This window comes from Mumia zhuanghuii, assembly GCF_042681565.1.
Classification (GTDB): domain Bacteria; phylum Actinomycetota; class Actinomycetes; order Propionibacteriales; family Nocardioidaceae; genus Mumia.
The window spans coordinates 1,839,945-1,857,326 of the sequence record NZ_JBHUFT010000008.1; the positions used below are offsets into that span (position 1 = coordinate 1,839,945).

General features: G+C 70.9%; 18 protein-coding genes. 15 read left to right on the plus strand and 3 right to left on the minus strand.

The window, feature by feature from the left end:
* From rbfA to ACFSDF_RS17345, 6 genes are all read left to right on the plus strand, one after another.
* Window positions 1–405: 30S ribosome-binding factor RbfA (rbfA, locus tag ACFSDF_RS17320; protein WP_377158474.1), on the plus strand; the 405-nt coding region annotated here is incomplete at its 5' end.
* The gene (truB, locus tag ACFSDF_RS17325) at window positions 402–1,292 is read left to right on the plus strand and encodes a tRNA pseudouridine(55) synthase TruB (protein WP_167250470.1); all 891 of its coding nucleotides are present in this window, start codon (window positions 402–404) and stop codon (window positions 1,290–1,292) included. The genes rbfA and truB, both read left to right, overlap by 4 nt.
* A gap of 34 nt (window positions 1,293–1,326) precedes the next feature.
* Window positions 1,327–2,559 (plus strand): phospholipase D-like domain-containing protein, encoded by a 1,233-nt coding sequence (locus ACFSDF_RS17330; protein ID WP_167003484.1) that lies wholly within the window; start codon window positions 1,327–1,329, stop codon window positions 2,557–2,559.
* 149 nt (window positions 2,560–2,708) lie between these two features.
* Window positions 2,709–2,864, plus strand: a complete 156-nt coding sequence (locus tag ACFSDF_RS17335; protein ID WP_167003482.1) for a hypothetical protein — start codon at window positions 2,709–2,711, stop codon at window positions 2,862–2,864.
* A gap of 243 nt (window positions 2,865–3,107) precedes the next feature.
* Entirely contained in the window at window positions 3,108–3,641 is a 534-nt protein-coding gene (locus tag ACFSDF_RS17340) for a hypothetical protein (RefSeq protein WP_377158477.1), read from the plus strand.
* Window positions 3,642–3,706: 65 nt separating this feature from the next.
* Window positions 3,707–4,666 carry a bifunctional riboflavin kinase/FAD synthetase gene (locus tag ACFSDF_RS17345; RefSeq protein WP_243845088.1) on the plus strand — a complete coding sequence of 320 codons (960 nt, stop codon included), beginning with the start codon at window positions 3,707–3,709 and terminating at the stop codon, window positions 4,664–4,666.
* Between the two features lie 13 nt (window positions 4,667–4,679).
* Here ACFSDF_RS17345 and ACFSDF_RS17350 read toward each other — a convergent pair whose 3' ends face one another.
* Together ACFSDF_RS17350 and ACFSDF_RS17355 are read right to left on the minus strand one after the other, a co-directional pair.
* The gene (locus ACFSDF_RS17350) at window positions 4,680–6,269 is read right to left on the minus strand and encodes a multicopper oxidase family protein (protein ID WP_208322892.1); all 1,590 of its coding nucleotides are present in this window, start codon (window positions 6,267–6,269) and stop codon (window positions 4,680–4,682) included.
* A gap of 107 nt (window positions 6,270–6,376) precedes the next feature.
* The gene (locus ACFSDF_RS17355) at window positions 6,377–6,583 is read right to left on the minus strand and encodes a hypothetical protein (protein ID WP_167003476.1); all 207 of its coding nucleotides are present in this window, start codon (window positions 6,581–6,583) and stop codon (window positions 6,377–6,379) included.
* Between the two features lie 214 nt (window positions 6,584–6,797).
* On the opposite strand from ACFSDF_RS17355, the gene rpsO reads away from it, so the two are divergent.
* The 3 genes from rpsO (at window position 6,798) to ACFSDF_RS17370 (ending at window position 10,939) form a co-directional block, all read left to right on the plus strand.
* Window positions 6,798–7,061, plus strand: a complete 264-nt coding sequence (gene rpsO, locus ACFSDF_RS17360; protein WP_167004890.1) for a 30S ribosomal protein S15 — start codon at window positions 6,798–6,800, stop codon at window positions 7,059–7,061.
* Between the two features lie 324 nt (window positions 7,062–7,385).
* Window positions 7,386–9,617 (plus strand): polyribonucleotide nucleotidyltransferase, encoded by a 2,232-nt coding sequence (locus ACFSDF_RS17365; protein WP_167250479.1) that lies wholly within the window; start codon window positions 7,386–7,388, stop codon window positions 9,615–9,617.
* On the plus strand, window positions 9,614–10,939 hold the full coding sequence (locus tag ACFSDF_RS17370) for a M16 family metallopeptidase (protein WP_167003472.1): 1,326 nt from the start codon (window positions 9,614–9,616) through the stop codon (window positions 10,937–10,939). The genes ACFSDF_RS17365 and ACFSDF_RS17370 overlap by 4 nt, the downstream gene beginning before the upstream one ends.
* A gap of 77 nt (window positions 10,940–11,016) precedes the next feature.
* On the opposite strand, the gene ACFSDF_RS17375 is transcribed toward ACFSDF_RS17370, so the two are convergent.
* The gene (locus tag ACFSDF_RS17375) at window positions 11,017–11,430 is read right to left on the minus strand and encodes a TIGR03667 family PPOX class F420-dependent oxidoreductase (RefSeq protein WP_167003470.1); all 414 of its coding nucleotides are present in this window, start codon (window positions 11,428–11,430) and stop codon (window positions 11,017–11,019) included.
* Between the two features lie 132 nt (window positions 11,431–11,562).
* On the opposite strand from ACFSDF_RS17375, the gene ACFSDF_RS17380 reads away from it, so the two are divergent.
* Genes ACFSDF_RS17380 through ACFSDF_RS17405 form a run of 6 tightly spaced genes read left to right on the plus strand, consistent with a single transcriptional unit; the run spans window position 11,563 to window position 17,343 of the window.
* Complete coding sequence (locus ACFSDF_RS17380; protein WP_167003468.1) at window positions 11,563–12,261, plus strand: response regulator transcription factor; 699 nt, start codon at window positions 11,563–11,565, stop codon at window positions 12,259–12,261.
* The gene (locus tag ACFSDF_RS17385) at window positions 12,258–13,793 is read left to right on the plus strand and encodes a sensor histidine kinase (protein WP_377158481.1); all 1,536 of its coding nucleotides are present in this window, start codon (window positions 12,258–12,260) and stop codon (window positions 13,791–13,793) included. The genes ACFSDF_RS17380 and ACFSDF_RS17385 overlap by 4 nt, the downstream gene beginning before the upstream one ends.
* Before the next feature lie 34 nt (window positions 13,794–13,827).
* On the plus strand, window positions 13,828–14,415 hold the full coding sequence (locus tag ACFSDF_RS17390; RefSeq protein ID WP_167003464.1) for a hypothetical protein: 588 nt from the start codon (window positions 13,828–13,830) through the stop codon (window positions 14,413–14,415).
* A complete protein-coding gene (locus ACFSDF_RS17395) occupies window positions 14,412–15,470 on the plus strand; it encodes a peptidoglycan-binding protein (protein WP_167003462.1) in 1,059 nt (352 codons plus the stop codon). Before ACFSDF_RS17390 ends, ACFSDF_RS17395 begins: the two co-directional genes overlap by 4 nt.
* Window positions 15,467–16,150 carry an ABC transporter ATP-binding protein gene (locus tag ACFSDF_RS17400; protein WP_167003460.1) on the plus strand — a complete coding sequence of 228 codons (684 nt, stop codon included), beginning with the start codon at window positions 15,467–15,469 and terminating at the stop codon, window positions 16,148–16,150. Before ACFSDF_RS17395 ends, ACFSDF_RS17400 begins: the two co-directional genes overlap by 4 nt.
* Window positions 16,147–17,343, plus strand: a complete 1,197-nt coding sequence (locus ACFSDF_RS17405; RefSeq protein ID WP_167003458.1) for an ABC transporter permease — start codon at window positions 16,147–16,149, stop codon at window positions 17,341–17,343. Before ACFSDF_RS17400 ends, ACFSDF_RS17405 begins: the two co-directional genes overlap by 4 nt.
* Window positions 17,344–17,382: the final 39 nt, after the last annotated feature.

A 17,382-nucleotide genomic window follows, 5' to 3' on the forward strand; every position in this document is an offset into this window, starting at 1 on the left:
GAGATGCTCGACCGCCGGATCAAGGACCCCCGGCTGGGGTTCGTCACGGTGACGGACGTTCGGGTCACGGGCGATACCCAGCACGCGACCGTGTTCTACACCGTGATGGGTGACGCGGAGGAGCTCGAGGGCACCGCCGTGGCGCTCGAGAGCGCCAAGGGGCTGATCCGATCCGAGGTCGGCAAGCAGCTCGGCATGCGCCACACGCCGTCGCTGGAGTTCGTCCGTGACGCCGTCCCGGAGAACGCACGCCAGATCGAGGACCTTCTGGGCCGTGCGCGCGAGCGTGACGCCAGGGTCGCGGAGAAGGCCGCGCGTGCGCAGTACGCCGGCGACCCCGACCCGTACAAGGTCAAGGACGCCGACGAGCTCGACGAGTCCGACGACCTCGACGGCAGGGAGTGAGCACCGAGGCGACGCCGAGCGGTCTGGTCGTCGTCGATAAGCCTGCTGGCTGGACGTCGCACGACGTCGTCGGGCGGGTCCGCCGGCTCGCCGGCACCCGCAAGGTCGGCCACGCGGGGACGCTCGATCCGATGGCGACCGGGGTGCTCGTGCTCGGCGTCAACCGGGCGACGCGCCTGCTCGGACACCTCGCCGGCCACGACAAGGACTACGAGGCCACGATCCGGCTGGGCGAGTCGACGACGACCGACGACGCGGACGGCGAGCTCGTGACACGCGTGGACGCGTCCGGGCTGAGCCTCGCGCAGGTGTGTGAGGCGGCGCTCGCCCTGACCGGCGACATCGCCCAGGTGCCGTCGTCGGTGTCGGCGATCAAGGTCGACGGCAAGCGGGCATACGCGCGTGTCCGAGCGGGGGAGAAGGTCGAGCTCGCCGCGCGACCGGTCACTGTCTCGCAGTTCGCGCTTGCCGGCCTGCGCCCTGCACCCGAGGGCGCGGTCGACGTCGAGGCCGTCGTGACGTGCTCGAGCGGGACGTACGTGCGGGCGCTCGCGCGCGACCTCGGCGCTGCGCTCGGCGTCGGGGGCCACCTCACGCGGCTGCGTCGTACGCGGGTCGGCGGGGTCTCCCTCGATGTCGCCCGTACGCTCGACGAGCTCGCAGAGGAGTTCACGGTGCTGGGCCTCGACGACGCGGCACGCGCGTCGTTCCCGAGCGTCGACCTCGGTGAGCAGGAGGCAGCGGAGGTGCGCTTCGGGCGACCGCTGCGGGAGTTCACGCTCGGCGCGGACGGCCCGGTCGCGGTTTTCGCACCTGACGGCGCGTTCTTGGCGCTTTACGAGCAGCGCGGCGCCGACGCACGTCCGGTCGCGGTCTTCGTCGGCTGAGCCGGCGGCAGTCCCAGCACCTACGCTTGTCCCCATGTCGACGCTGCTCTCGGTGGTCCTTTGGGTGGTCCTGATCTGGTTCGTCCTGATCGTCCTGGTCGCCGCGGTGCTGATGACGGTCGACGCGCGCCGCAAGCGGCGTAAGGAGGATGACGCGGTCACGTTCCCGCGGCTGCCGCCGATCTCGGAGAAGGTCGGCGAGTCGACGTTGACGGTCTTCACCTACGGACGTGACCTGTTTGACGCGATGCTCGCCGAGATCCGAGGCGCCCGTCAGGAGATCCTCCTCGAGTCGTACATCTGGAAGGGCGACGAGGTCGGTGAGGAGTTCAAGCAGGCGGTGATCGCGGCCGCTGAGCGCGGTGTCAAGGTCCACGTCATCTTCGACTCGTTCGCGAACTTCGTGGTGAAGCGTTCGTTCAAGCGCTTCCCGGCCTCGGTGAACGTGCTGCGCTACCCGTTCTTCAACCCGTGGATCCTCGTGCTGCGGCTGCGCAAGACGGGCCGTGACCACCGCAAGATCCTGGTGGTCGACCGCAAGGTGGGGTTCGTCGGCGGATACAACATCGGCTCCGACTACGCGACGAAGTGGCGTGACACCCACCTGCGTCTTGAGGGGCCGCTGACGTGGGAGCTCAACAACGCGTTCGTCGACTTCTGGAACCTCCACCGCGACCGGGGGACGTCCGACCTGCCCGACCCCGGCGCCGTGCAGTGGGAGCCTCGCGTACGGGCGCACCGCAACTCTCCGATCCACCTGTCCTTCCCCATCCGCAACATGTATCTCGACGCGATCGACCGGGCGAGCCGCTCGATTGCGATCACGCAGGCCTACTTCATCCCTGACCGGGACATCCTTGCCGCGCTCCTGCGCGCGGCGCAGCGTGGCGTCGATGTCCGCGTGCTGGTCCCGGAGGTCTCGAACCACGTGCTCGCCGACTGGCTGTCGCGCGGCTTCTACACGCAGCTGCTGAAGGGCGGGGTCAGGATCCTGCTCTTCCAGGGGGCGATGGTCCACGCGAAGACTGCGACGATCGACGGGCGCTGGTCGACCATCGGCACGGCCAACATCGACCGGCTCAGCCTCACCGGCAACTACGAGGTCAACGCCGAGATCGTCGACGAAGGAGTCGCCGCCCTCATGGACGAGGTCTTCGCCAACGACTCCACTGCCACGCGCGAGCTCACCCTCGAGGAGTGGGCGACCCGCCGGTGGGGCGCGAGGTTCAGCGAGGCCGTCCTGGTCCCCTTGCGCCCGCTTCTCTGACCGTCTGGTCCGGTGAACGCGGCATAAGAGGGCTCTCACGGCAGCCTCATAGCGGTCTCACCGCGGGTCGGCATCGTCTCAGATAGCTGCTGGGCGGAGGCAATGCGTACGAGGCCTACCTCGCGTTCGACGAGATCCTGCACGCCCCGGTGGTCGTCAAGGTCGTACGGCCCGACCAGACCGATGACCCCACCACCCTTCGCGGGCTGGAGCGCGAGGCCGACACGCTCGCCGATCTGGCCCATCCCGCGATCGTGCGCCGGTTCGGCGTCCGGCGCGACGGCCCGCGGCACGGCCGTACCTGATCCTCGAGAACCTCGACGGCCCGCGCCTCTCCTCGCTCGTACGCAAGCACGGCGCACTGCCGGTCCAGCAGCTGCTGCCGCTCGGGCTCGAGCTGGCGTCGGCACTGCACTACCTGCGCGTACGCGACGTGGTGCACCTCGACGTCAAGCCCAGCAGCGTCATCATGGGCGCCCCCGCACGGCTACGTCGTCGGGACCGACGACTACCTCGCGCCCGAGCAGGCCGATCCGCAGGGGTACGGTGTGCCGTCGCCCGCCAGCGACGTGTGGGGCCTCGGCGCGACGCTCTACCTCGGCGCGTGCGGCTACGGGCCGTACGAGATCGGGCACCGCGACGACGCCCTCGAGGTCCGCTATCGCCAGCTGGTGAGTCGGCCGCGGCCGATGCCCTACTTCGTGCCGGTCGACGTGCATGGCGCCGGGCCCGGACGACCGCCCGGAGCCGCGCGAGGTCGCAGCGCGACCACCACCCCGGTGATGCTCTGCCGTACGGAGAAGCCTGTGGTCGCGCTCAGTCGTGTTCGCCGCCGTCGTCATCGGTCGGCGACGGGGCCGACGTTGCGGTGGCCATCGGGGCCGTGGGGGAGGTTGGATTGGGTGACCCGGACCGGGTCGGTGTCCGCAGGCGACGGGCTGGGGGTGCTCATCGCGGCCATCGCCGCCGTCCCTCCGACGACGGCGATCAGCACACCCAGGAGTGCGAGGGCGATCTTGGTCGACAACGTCATGGCGTTCACCATCCGTGCTCGGCATCGCAAGAACATGAAGCGAGGATGAGAGAACTCTCATCCTGTCGGGGGGACGAGCGCGAGCCCGTCGGTCGTCCGTGGCACAGTTGCCCTGTGAACGTCTGGCGAGCGATCGAGGGCGCGCGTACTCAACCGCGCACCGAGCCCAGTGTGGTGTGCGTCGGAGTTTTCGACGGCGTCCACGTCGGACACCGGCACGTGCTGGCGCGCGCCCGCGAGCGCGCGGCCGAGCTGTCTCCGGGCACCCCGCTGGAGGTGGTGGCCGTGACCTTCGACCCGCACCCGACGGCAGTGTTCGCGCCCGACCGTGCGCCCGACCTGCTCACGACGGTCGAGCAGCGCGTCGCCCTGCTCCAGGAGGCGGGCGCCGACGAGGTCCGTGTGCTGGGCTTCGGCACCGAGATGGCCTCGTGGAGTCCTGAGGAGTTCGTCGAGCGCATCCTGATCGGTCAGCTGCGGGTGGCGGGAGTCGTCATCGGCGCCAACTTCACGTACGGGCGCAAGGCGGCCGGCGACGTGGACACCCTCATCAAGAGCGGCGTCGCTCACGGCTTCGTGGCCGAAGGCGTCGGGCTCGACGGAGACAGCGAGACGGTCTACTCCTCGACGTACGTCCGCGCGCTGGTCGCGGAGGGCGACGTCGCCGAGGCGGCGCGCGTGCTGCGACGCCCCCACAGCATCCGCGGCACGGTTATCGAGGGTGACAAGCGGGGGCGCCAGATGGGCTTCCCCACCGCGAACGTCCTCCCGCCCGTGGGTTTCGCCGTGCCCGCCGACGGCGTGTACGCCGGGTGGCTCCGCCGCTACGACACCGGTGACGTGCTGCCGGCGGCGATCAGCGTCGGCACCAACCCGACGTTCGACGGCAACCAGCGTCGGGTCGAGTCGTACGTGCTGGACCGCGACGATCTCGAGCTCTACGGGGTCGACGTCGCGGTGTCGTTCGTCTCACGGGTCCGCGGCCAGATCCGCTTCGACGACGTGGAGTCGCTCATCGGCCGGATGCATCGAGACGTTCGCGACGTGCGAGAGGCCCTCGGCACCTCGAGGTGAGGGTGCCTTTCTGTCAGTGCCGGCGGGTGGTCGACGGGGCGACGGGGTCGCCTTCGGCACTGTCGGAACCCTGACCTGGCGGAACGACGAGGAACTGGCCCATCGCGCCCGAATCCTCGTGGCGCAGCAGGTGGCAGTGGAACATGTACGGCGAGTCGCCCGGGCCGTCGGCTCCGGAGGGCAGGTCGAAGCGGATCGCGATCCGCACCGGCTCACCCGGCCGTACGTTCACCGTGTCCTTCCACCCACGCTGATCGGGTGCCGGGTCACGGCGGCCGACGTCGAGCACCCGGAACTGGACGTCGTGCACGTGGAAGTTGTGCGGGCTCCCGTCGCGCGCCGACAGCTCCCAGATCTCGGTCGATCCCGCCTCGACGCGGGCGTCGATGCGGTTCATGTCCATCTTTCGGCCGTTGACCTCCGACGCGCTGATGGTGAAGCGCCGGGTGCGTACCGCGTCGTCGGGGTCGACGTCCGGTGCGGCGGCGAGTCGGCGGGGGAGAGGCGCGGACGAGGTCAGCGTGTCGGAGGCGCGCAGCTCGAGGATGTCGAGCTCGTCGTCGTCCCCGGCGAGCCGGTTGCCGGAACCGCGGTCGTCAGGGAGCGGGGCGCTGCGCAGGACGGTGCGCTCGCCCGGTGTCATCGTGACGACGATCTCCGCCCGCTCCCCGGGCGTGAGCACCACCTCGCGGAGCGCGACGGGCTTCTCGACGAGCCCGCCGTCGGTCCCGACGAGCGCGAACTCCCGCCGGTCGGAGAAGGTGAACGTGTACGTTCGGGCGCTCGAGGCGTTGAGGATCCGGTAGCGGGTGTGCTCGGCAGTGACCTCGTCGTACGGTCCCGGCGTCCCGTTGACGAGGGTCGTGTCGCCGAGCAGCCCGACGGGGCTCAGGAACGAGCCGTTCTCGTCCAGCGTGCCGTCGTCCTCGAACCGGACGTCCTGGACGATCAGCGGGACGTCGTCGACGCCGTACTCGTGGGGGAGCGCCTGCGAGACGGGGGCGTCCGTACCCACGGCGTCGTCGAGGAGGAACATCCCCACCAGCCCTCGTCGTACGTGCGCGGCGGTCTGGCCGTGGGGGTGCGGGTGGTACCAGAGGGTCGCTGCCGGCTGGTCGATCGTCCAGTGCGGCTTCCAGGTGGTTCCCGGCTCGATCGACTGGTGCGGGCCGCCGTCCATCGCTGGCGGGAGGTGCATCCCGTGCCAGTGGACGGTGCTCGCCTCGCTGACGCCGTTGGTCACCTCGACGCGGACCTTCTCCCCACGCGCGGCGCGTAGCGTCGGCCCGAGGTAGTCCCCGTCGAACCCCCACGTCGGCGTCGGTCGCCCCGCCCCGAGGTCGGACTCGCCCTGCTGCATCCGCAGCGCGAAGACGCGGGTCCCGTTGGCGTCGACCCGCGACGGGGCGAGCGGCGGGACCGCGAGCGGGCGGTCGAAGGCTACCTCGCCGATGGTGTCGACCTTCGCGGTCACCAGAGCCACCGCGATGAAGACGCCGAACCCACCGACGGCCAGGACGACCAGCGAGACCACGGCCACGAGCGCGAGCACGAGGGGCCGGCGACGGCGCGGGCGGGCGGGAGCTGCAGATCCTGAGGACACGCTCCTAGGTTGGGCCCACCAGGGCGTACGGAGCAAAGGCTTCGGAGCGATCTCAGGGTTCGTTCCGGGGCGACCCCGACCCGGTACGGGGGGTCGTGACGGTCACCTCACCCGCGCTCGGTGTCGTCGTCGAGCACGACCTCCCACGCCTGGTCGATCTGGTCGGCCTCGTTCGCCTCGGCGTCCGGATCGACCTCGTCGACGTCGATGCCGGGCTGCGGGTCGACGTCGGGGTCAGGTGTGAGACGTTCGTCGGGCTGGTCCTCGTCGAGCGGCGCCTCGGCGTCGTAGGATTCGGTCTCGAACTCGGACATGCATCCCCCTCGTTCGGTCGGTACCTCCGATCGTGCGCGCCCGGGGGAGCAGGGGCAAGCGCAGATTAGGGATGCTACGGGGCCGCTGATATCCTGGACGCTGCCGTCAGAACGGCCACGGATCCAGAGTGCCCGGGTGAACCTGCCCCGGCGCGCCGTGCAACGACCACAAGGAGACCGCGTGAGCGCGACCAAGACGTACACCCCTGCCGAGATCAAGGACGTCGACCGCAAGGACATCATCGCGGAGTTCGCGACGACTGAGGGCGACACCGGTTCTCCGGAGGTCCAGGTGGCACTCCTCACGGCGCGCATCGCGCACCTGACGGAGCACCTCAAGACGCACAAGCACGACCACCACAGCCGGCGCGGCCTGCTGCTGATGGTCGGCCAGCGCCGTCGCCTCCTGAACTACCTCCAGAAGAACGACATCGCGCGCTACCGCGGCCTCATCGAGCGCCTCGGCCTGCGTCGATGATCTCGGCGACGAGCGGCCCCTCCGCCACGGACGGGCCGTTCGTCGCATGCACGAGGGGTCCGGGCTCAGGCAGACTGGGCTCAAGGACATCCTCGACCTGACAACTTCATATCGCACCACCTCACAGACGGAGCAGCGCCCGGGTCGACGCTCGGTCCTCGGTAGTGGCTCGCGGATGGCGGCGTACGAGACGCTCGCACTTCGCGGACCTCGATCGAAGACCGGCGCCCATCGGAGCCGGCGCACCCACGAAGGTGCGCACGACCCGCTCGCGTGACTGCTCCGCGAGACCCACGCGCGGATGCGCGTGAGAAAGGGGTACCCATGACGGGACCCGAGATTCACTCCACGACTGCTGTGATCGACAACGGTCGGTTCGGCAAGCGGGAGATCCGCTTCGAGACCGGTGTGCTGGCTCGCCAGGCCGCCGGTGCAGTGACTGCCTTCCTCGACGACGACACGATGCTGCTGTCGACGACCACGGCGGGCAAGCACCCCAAGGACCACTTCGACTTCTTCCCTCTGACGGTCGACGTCGAGGAGCGGATGTACGCCGCGGGCCGCATCCCCGGCTCGTTCTTCCGCCGCGAGGGCCGGCCCGGCGAGGACGCGATCCTCACGTGCCGGCTGATCGACCGCCCGCTGCGCCCGACCTTCAAGAAGGGTCTGCGCAACGAGGTCCAGGTCGTCATCACCGTCCTCTCGCTCAACCCTGACGTCGCCTACGACGTCCTCGCGATCAACGCCGCGTCGGCGTCGACGCAGATCTCCGGCCTGCCCTTCTCGGGCCCGATCGGCGGCGTCCGCGTCGCGCTGATCGACGGCCAGTGGGTCGCCTTCCCGAAGCACTCCGAGCTCGAGAACGCCGTGTTCGACATGGTCGTCGCGGGCCGGATCGCGGGCGACGACGTCGCGATCATGATGGTCGAGGCCGAGTCGACCAACGTCACGTGGGACCTCGTCCGCAGTGGCGCCAAGGCGCCGACCGAGGAGGTCGTGGCCGAGGGCCTCGAGGCCGCCAAGCCGTTCATCCGCACGCTGTGCGAGGCACAGGCCGCGCTCGCCGCGTCCGCCGCCAAGCCGGTGCAGGAGTTCCCGGTCTTCCTCGACTACCAGGACGACGTGCACGACGCCGTCGAGGCAGCGGCTTCCGACGACCTGCGCGAGGCCCTCACGATCGCCGGCAAGGCGGAGCGTGAGGAGCGTCTTGACGCGATCAAGGCCGACGTGCTCGACAAGCTCGGCGAGCAGTTCGAGGGTCGCGAGAAGGAGATCGGTGCGGCTGTCCGCGCGGTCACCAAGAAGCTCGTGCGCGAGCGTGTGCTCACCGACAAGGTTCGCATGGACGGACGCGGCCTGGCCGACATCCGTACGCTGCACGCCGAGGTCGGCACGATCCCGCGCGTCCACGGCTCGGCGCTGTTCGAGCGCGGCGAGACCCAGATCTTGGGTGTCACCACGCTCAACATGCTGACGATGGAGCAGAAGCTCGACACGCTCTCGCCCGAGCGTGCGCGCCGCTACCTGCACAACTACAACTTCCCGCCGTACTCGACCGGTGAGACCGGCCGGGTCGGCTCGCCGAAGCGTCGCGAGATCGGTCACGGCGCGCTCGCTGGCCGCGCTCTCATGCCGGTGCTGCCGACGCGCGAGGAGTTCCCGTACGCGATCCGTCAGGTCTCCGAGGCGCTGAGCTCCAACGGCTCGACCTCGATGGGCTCGGTCTGCGCCTCGACGATGTCGCTGCTCAACGCCGGTGTGCCGCTGCGCGCCCCGGTCGCGGGCATCGCCATGGGCCTGATCTCGGGTGAGGTCGACGGCTCGACCGAGTACGTCACCCTGACCGACATCCTCGGCGCCGAGGATGCCTACGGCGACATGGACTTCAAGGTCGCCGGCACCCGCGAGTTCGTCACCGCGCTGCAGCTCGACACCAAGCTCGACGGCATCCCGGCGTCGGTCCTGGCGGGCGCGCTGACCCAGGCGCGTGACGCCCGGTTCACGATCCTCGACGTCATGAACGAGGCCATCGCGGTTCCGGACGAGATGTCGCTGTACGCGCCGCGGATCATCACGATCCACATCCCGGTCGACAAGATCGGCGAGGTGATCGGCCCCAAGGGCAAGGTCATCAACCAGATCCAGGACGACACCGGCGCTCAGATCACGCTCGAGGACGACGGCACCGTGTATGTCGGTGCGGAGTCGGGCGAGGCCGCCGAGGCGGCTCGTGCGGCGATCAACGCGATCGCCAACCCGACGATGCCCGAGGTCGGCGAGCGCTACCTCGGCACGGTCGTCAAGACGACCAACTTCGGCGCCTTCGTGTCGCTGATGCCGGGCAAGGACGGCCTGCTGCACATCAGCAAGCTGCGCGATCTCAACGACGGCAAGCGCGTCGAGAACGTCGACGACGTCGTCAAGGTCGGCCAGAAGGTCATGGTCGCGATCGCCGAGATCGACGACCGCGGCAAGCTGTCGCTGACTCCGGTGGTCGAGGAGACCGAGACCGCCGAGGTCGCGGGCGACGAGGCCGAGGCAGACACCGACAAGTGACCGTCCCGCTCGACCCGGCACAGGCCCCGGGAACCACACGCACCCTCCTCACCGAAGGCGGCCTCGTCCGCCGTACGGTGCTCGCGGGCGGGCTGCGCGTGGTGACCGAGGCCATGCCGGGCGTGCGGACGGCCACCATCGGCATCTGGGTCGGGGTCGGGTCTCGCGACGAGACCCCGACCCTGTCCGGTGCCTCCCACTTCCTCGAGCACCTGCTGTTCAAGGGGACCCGGCGCCGCTCCGCGCTGGAGATCTCCGCGGCGCTCGATGCCGTCGGTGGCGAGATGAACGCGTTCACCGGCAAGGAGTACACGTGCTACCACGCGCGGGTACTCGACGACGACCTCCCGCTCGCGGTCGACGTCCTCGCCGACATGGTCACCGACTCGGTGATCGCAGCCGAGGACGTCGAGGCAGAGCGTGACGTGATCCTCGAAGAGATCGCGATGAACGAGGACGACCCTGACGACGTCGTCCACAACCTCGCGTCGTCCCTCGCATGGGGTACGACGCCGCTGGGCCGCCCCGTCGCGGGCGACCCGCACTCGATCCGCACGCTGTCGCGCGAGCAGATCGTCCGCTACTACCGGCGCCGCTATCGTCCGTCCGCGATGGTCGTCTCGGTCGCCGGCAACGTCGACCACGACCGTGTCGTGGCCCAGGTAGCCGACGCGTTCGGTCCTTTCCTGGCCGCTGCGGGCGACGCCGAGCCGGTGACGCCTCGTGTGCGCGCCACGAAGACACGCTTCCGTCGGGCTCGTGGGCTCGTGACCCGTCCGACCGAGCAGGCCAACGTCGTCGCCGCGCTCCCGGGCCTGGCCCGGGGAGACCAGCGGCGGCACGCTCTGGGCGTGCTCAACGCCGTGCTCGGTGGCGGCATGTCGTCGCGCCTGTTCCAGGAGATCCGAGAGAAGCGCGGACTCGCGTACTCGGTCTACTCGTTCGGCTCCAGCTATGCGGACGCCGGCATGCTCGGCGTCTACGCCGGCTGCGCGCCCGGCAAGCTGCGCGACGTCCTCAAGGTCGTACGGGACGAGCTCGGGACCTACGCCGAGCGCGGACCGTCGGCCGACGAGCTCGAGCGCGGCAAGGGCCAGCTGAAGGGCAGTGTCGTCCTCGGCCTGGAGGATCCGGCGTCCCGGATGTCGCGGATCGGCAAGGCCGACCTCCTCAACGGCGAGCTCGCGAGCCTCGACGAGCTCCTGGCCAACATCGACGCCGTCACGCTGGACGACACCCGCGAGGTCGCCCGGCTGTTCGCCGGCAAGCCCGCGCTCGCCGTCGTCGGACCGTTCGAGTCCCTCGACGCGCTCGACGTCTGAGCCGATCCGCCGCGGGTCAGCGCTGGGGCTGCGTGTCCGGCGCGACGACGCGGCCGTCGGCGAGCTCCGTACGCGGTCTACCAGTGGCGCAGACGAGAGGGCGTCACGTGGATCGGCACCGCGTACGACGCCGCGAACGACTCGGGTGTGAAGCCGAGGCCGGAGATCTGCTGGTCGTACTTGGCCACGTAGGCCTCCCACGCCGCGTCGGGCATCGCGTCCTGGGCGGTGCCCGCGCCGTTGAGGACGACCACGTCGCCGCCCGTACGGTCGCTGTTGAGGTTGAGCGCGACGTGGGGGTTCGCGGCGAGGTGGTCGATCTTCGCCCCCTCGGGTTGGCTGCGGATCCAGACCTCGCCGTCGAACCAGACGAACCACACGGGCGTGGGTGTCGGCTCGCCGGACGCGTTCACCGTCGTCAGCCAGAGCACGTAGTCCTCGGTCAACCGGTCGACGACCGCTGCGGGGATCGTCGTCGGATCGAACGTCATGGGGTCCCCCTGTTCGTCCCGGCGCGTGCCGGAGTCCTGCCTCGACCGTAGCGCGGCGCGGCACCTCAGGTCTTCAGCGAATCTTCAGGTGGTTCCGAGGCGCACGTGAGGTTCGTCGGTGATGCTCAGCCCATGGCCGGGACGCGCGCGCGGATTCTCGTCGTCGACGACGAGCCCAACATCACGACGCTCCTGAGCTCGACGCTGCGTCTCGTCGACCTCGACGTACGCCAGGCGCACAGCGGACGTGAGGCCCTCGCCTCGGTGGACTCGTACGACCCGCACCTCGTGCTGCTCGACGTCATGCTGCCGGACCTGGACGGTCTCGAGGTCGCTCGGCGGCTGCGCGCCGCTGAGCGGACGACGCCCATCCTGTTCCTCACCGCACGCGGCGGCGTGGACGACCGGGTCGCGGGCCTCACGGCCGGGGGCGACGACTACGTGGCCAAGCCGTTCAGCCTCGAGGAGGTCGTGCTTCGGGTGCGTGCGATCCTGCGGCGCAGCGGTCCTGCGGAAGGCGGTCACAGTGCCGTCGTCGCGTACGCCGACCTGACGCTCGACGAGGACGCGCACGAGGTCCGCCGTGCGGGACGCCTCGTGGACCTGTCGCCGACGGAGTTCAAGCTGCTGCGCTTCCTGCTCACCAACGCCGGCCACGTGATGAGCAAGGCGCAGATCCTCGACCGGGTGTGGAGCTACGAGTTCGACGGCAGCGGCGCGATCGTCGAGTCGTACGTCTACACCCTGCGCAAGAAGCTGGACGCGCTCGGCCCTCCGCTGATCCAGACCGTGCGCGGCGTGGGGTACACCGTGCGGGAGCGCCGCTCGTGACCGAGGGGGCCCGCCTCCGGCCGTGGGGGTCGTGGACTGTCCGTGCCCGGATGACGTCGCTGGTCGTCGTGGCCGCGGGGGTCGCGCTGGTGACGGTCACCCTGATCGGCACGGCGCTGCTCCGCGGCTACCTCACCGAACGCGTGGACGATCAGGCGGAGCGCATGTCGGGCGGCGGCCAGCTCATGATCCGGCAGGAGGCCTCGGGCGAACCGCCGACAGGCGGCGCGGGGAGGACGCTCACCACGCAGGTGGATGCCCTCGTGGGGGAGACGCTACGCATCGTCCGTGTCGACGCCGACGGCAGCGAGACCTCGCTCCTGGGCACCGCCGACGGGGGCGGGCCGGAGCTGCCCTCGCTCACGGCGCTGGCCGATCGCGCCGGTGGTGCGACGTTCACCGTGGACGATGTCGACGGCGGCGCAGGCTGGCGCGTGGCGGTCTCGTCCGAACCGAGCCGCGGATACCTGGCGGTCGCGGCCTCCCTCTCCGACGTCGAGGCCACGGTCAGCCGGATGCTGTGGATCGGTCTCGCCGTGAGCCTGTTCGCGATGGTCCTCATCGCCGGTGCGGCGCTGGCCGTCGTCCGCATCGGGCTCCGTCCGCTGACACGGATGGAGACGACGGCGGCCTCGATCGCCGGTGGTGTGCTCGAGGCGCGCGTCCACGACACCGATCCGCACACGGAGCCCGGGCGGCTCGGGATCGCGCTCAACACGATGCTCGGACGCCTGCACGGGGCGCTGACGGCCCGGGAGGCCTCCGAGCGGAGGCTGCGGGGGTTCGTCGCCGACGCCTCGCACGAGCTGCGGACCCCGTTGACGTCCATCCGCGGGTTCGCCGAGCTCTACCGTCACGGGGGAGCGCCCCCCGGCCCCGAGCTCGACGCGACCATGCGCCGGATCGAGGACGAGGCGGCTCGGATGGGGTCGCTCGTCGACGACATGCTGCTGCTCGCCGCGCTCGACGAACAACGCGTGCTCGCGCGCGGACGGGTCGAGCTCGGGCGGATCGCTGCCGACGTGGTCCGCGACGCACGGGTGCGCTGTCCTGGTCGTGACCTCCGTCTGGAGCTCGTGAAGGGGGAGGAGGCAGGGCCGGTCGTGACCGGGGACGAGGCCCGGCTCCGCCAGGTGGCGACGAACCTGGTCGCCAATGCGCTCGAGCACACGCCGTCCGACGCACGGGTCGTCGTCCGAGCCGGCTATGCAGCGGGCGGTCCACCGAGCCGGGTGCAGTCCGTCGTCGGCGCGCCGCCGGTCGGCCGGCACGCCTACCTCGAGGTCGCCGACGACGGTCCCGGCGTCCCGCCCGAGCACGCCGCGAAGATCTTCGACCGGCTCTACCGTCCTGACCGGAGCCGTGCCCGGGGGACAGGTGGTGGTGCGGGGCTCGGACTGTCGATCGTCGCTGCCCTCGCCAGCGCCCACGCGGGTGCGGTCGTGCTCCGGCGGTCGACGCCGCACGGCGCGACGTTCCGGGTCGTCCTGCCGCTGCCCGCACACTCTGAGGGGACCTCGAGGTTGTCCTGAGGGAGTGCCGAGCCCACGGGACCAGGCTCGCGGCATGCACATCACAGCACCGTCCTCCGAGCGAGGACCTCACACACCATGGCTCCTGGCCGTTCCTCTCGCCCTCATACTCCTTCTCCTCACCGCCTGCGGGTCGTCTGCGGGCGGGTCGGGGGTTCCGTCGGCCGGCGGCTCGTCGTCGCCGACCGCGACCTCGAAGGAGTCCGACGACGACAAGACCGACGACGAGAAGGCGCTCGAGTTCGCCGCGTGCATGCGCGAGAACGGCGTCCCCATGGAGGATCCGAAGCCTGGCGAGGACGGCCAGGGCCCGAAGATCACGCTCAGGAGCCAGAAGGGCAGCGGCCCCACCCAGGCGACGGTCGAGAAGGCGATGGAGGAGTGCCGCGCGCTCATGCCGGGCGACGGGAAGACCCGCAAGCCGACCGAGGAGGAGCTCGAGCAGATGCGCGCGTTCGCGGCGTGCATGCGCGAGCACGGCGTCGATATGTCGGACCCGAAGGCCGACGGCGGCCCGATGCTCCAGGGCTTCAAGGACGACGAGAAGACCCGCAAGGCGATGGAGGCCTGTGCGACGCTGCAGCCCGGGGCCCGCGACGAGGTCGAGGGGTCCACGGCATGAGGCGCCTCGCCCGTGTGGCCGTCGCGGCAGGAGCGGGGCTCGGGATCGCGGGTGCGACGGCCGCCGCGGTCGGGTACGGCGGCGCCGACCCGGAGCCGGAGAGTGCGCAGCCGTCGACCCCAGCGACTGCCGAGGTCGTCCGTACGACGCTGTCCGCCACGCAGTCGCTGGCCGGAACCCTCGGGTACGGGACCGCGACGACGGTCTCGGCGCGGGGGAGCGGGACGCTGACCTGGCTCCGGGGGACCGGCAGGACAGTGGAGCGGGGGGAGCGCCTGTTCGAGGTCGATGCCCGGCCCGTCGTGCTCCTGTACGGCACGGTGCCGGCATACCGGCCGCTGTCCGACGGTGTCGAGGGGGAGGACGTCGAGCAGCTCGAGCGCAACCTCGCCGCCCTCGGATACAGCGGCTTCACCGTCGACGAGGAGTTCACCGAGGCGACCGCCGACGCGGTCGAGCGGTGGCAGGAAGATCTCGGCATCGACGAGACCGGTCGCGTCGAGCCTGGCGACGTCGTGGTCGCCGCGGGTGCCGTCCGCGTCGCGAGCCATTCGCTGGCGGTCGGCGATCTGGCCACCGGCCCAGTGCTCACCACCACCAGCAGGCGGCGATCGGTCGCGGTCGATCTCGACGCGGCCGACCAGGACGAGGTCCGTGAGAGGGACGCGGTCTCGGTCACGCTCCCCGACGGCACGACCGTCGCAGGTCGTGTCAGCGACGTCGGCACCGTGGCGACGGCCGAGCAGGATCCGCAGGGTGGGGAGGAGACCACGACCGTCCCCGTGACCGTACGGATCGGCAAGCATAAGGCGCTCGGCCGTCTCGACGCGGCCCCCGTCGAGGTGACGATCGTGACGGAGGAGCGCGAGGACGTCCTCGCGGCACCGGTGAACGCCCTCGTCGCGCTCGCGGAGGGCGGCTACGGCCTGGAGGTGGTCGCCGACGACGGCACCACCTCGTACGTCGCCGTGGAGGTCGGTCTGTTCGCCGACGGGCAGGTCGAGGTGTCCGGCGAGGGCCTCGCAGAGGGGACGAACGTGGTGGTCCCGTCATGAGTCCCTGGATCGTGGAGACGCAGGATGTGGGCAAGACGTACGCCGGCGGGGTGACCGCGCTGAGGGACGTGTCCGTGAGGGTGGCCCGGGGCGAGCTCGTCGCGCTCGTCGGGCCCTCGGGCTCGGGGAAGTCGACGATGCTGCACCTGCTGGGGACCCTGGACCGGCCGAGCACAGGCACGGTCGTGATCGACGGGCACGACGTCTCCCGCCTGTCCGACAGCGCGTTGTCGGCGCTGCGGGCCCGGCGGATCGGGTTCGTCTTCCAGCAGTTCCACCTCGCGCCCGGCGTCGCCGCTCTGGACAACGTCGCCGACGGGTTGCTCTATCTCGGTGTCGGCCAACGGGAACGACGGCGCCGGGCCACCGAGACACTGGCGCGCGTCGGGCTCGAGCATCGAGTAGGGCACCGCCCACACGAGCTGTCGGGCGGCGAGCGGCAGCGAGTGGCGATCGCCCGGGCGGTCGTGGCCGAGCCCGCGCTCCTGTTGGCCGACGAACCGACGGGCAACCTGGACTCCGCGTCGGGACGCGCCGTGATGGGGCTGCTGCGCGAGCTCCACGCAGCCGGAACCACGGTCGTCGTGATCACGCACGACCGCGAGATCGCCGCAAGCGTCCCGCGGCAGGTGGAGATGCGCGACGGGCGTGTCGTGTCCCGTACGGCGGTTGCACGATGAGCGGGCTCGCGCCCGCGCGGATGCGGATCCGCGACGTCGTCCGGGTCGGTGCCTCCGGCCTGGTCACACGCCCGCTGCGGGTCGTCCTGAGTGCGCTGGGGATCGCGATCGGCATCGCGTCGATGCTCGCGGTCGTCGGCATCTCCACCTCGAGCCGGGCCGAGCTCGACCGTCAGCTCGACGCGCTGGGGACGAACCTCCTAACCGTCGCGCCGGGGGAGACGCTGTTCGGCGACGCCTCGCACCTGCCCGACGACGCGGTCGCGATGGTCGACCGGATCGCTCCGGTCACGTCGACCTCGGCGACCGCCGTCCTCGCGGCGAACGTCTATCGCTCCGACCTCGTCCCCGACGCGGAGTCCGGCGGGATCTCCGTACGGGCTGCGCGGACCGACCTCCTCGACACCACAGGCACCTCCGTGGCGGCGGGGGCGTGGCTGAACGCGGCGACCGCGCGCTATCCGGCCGTCGTGCTCGGAAGCTCGGCGGCGCAGCGCCTCGGGGTGAGCCGTCCGGGCACGGGCGTTCAGGTGTGGCTCGGAGGGCAGTGGTTCACCGTCGTCGGAGTCCTCGCGTCGTCGGCGCTCACGCCCGAGCTCGACATGTCGGCGCTGGTCGGGTGGCACGTCGCCGAGGAGCGGCTCGACTTCGACGGCTACCCGACGACGATCTACACCCGCGCGGACGACGCGTACGTGGCCGAGGTGCGCGCGGTCCTCGCGGCGACGGCGAACCCGCAGAACCCGAACGAGGTCGAGGTGTCGCGTCCGTCGGAAGCCCTGGCAGCCAAGCAGGCGACCGACGACACCCTGGGCGGGCTGCTCCTCGGACTCGGTGGCGTCGCCCTGCTCGTCGGGGGTGTCGGGGTGGCGAACACGATGGTGATCTCCGTCCTCGAACGGCGGGCGGAGATCGGGCTGCGGAGGTCGATGGGGGCGACACGCGGCCAGATCCGTACCCAGTTCCTGGCCGAGTCGCAGATCCTGTGCCTGCTGGGAGGCGTCGGTGGACTCCTGATCGGGGTCGGGGTCACGACGGCGTACGCGGCCTCGCAGGACTGGGTCACCGTCGTACCGGTCTGGGCGACGGCCGGCGGGCTGGCCGCGACGTTGCTCATCGGCGCGGTGGCCGGCCTCTACCCGGCGGTCCGTGCCGCGCGGATGTCGCCGACGGAGGCGCTCGCGACGCCGTGACCCCTGCGAGTGCGGGCGAAGACCGGGCAGGGTTCGATG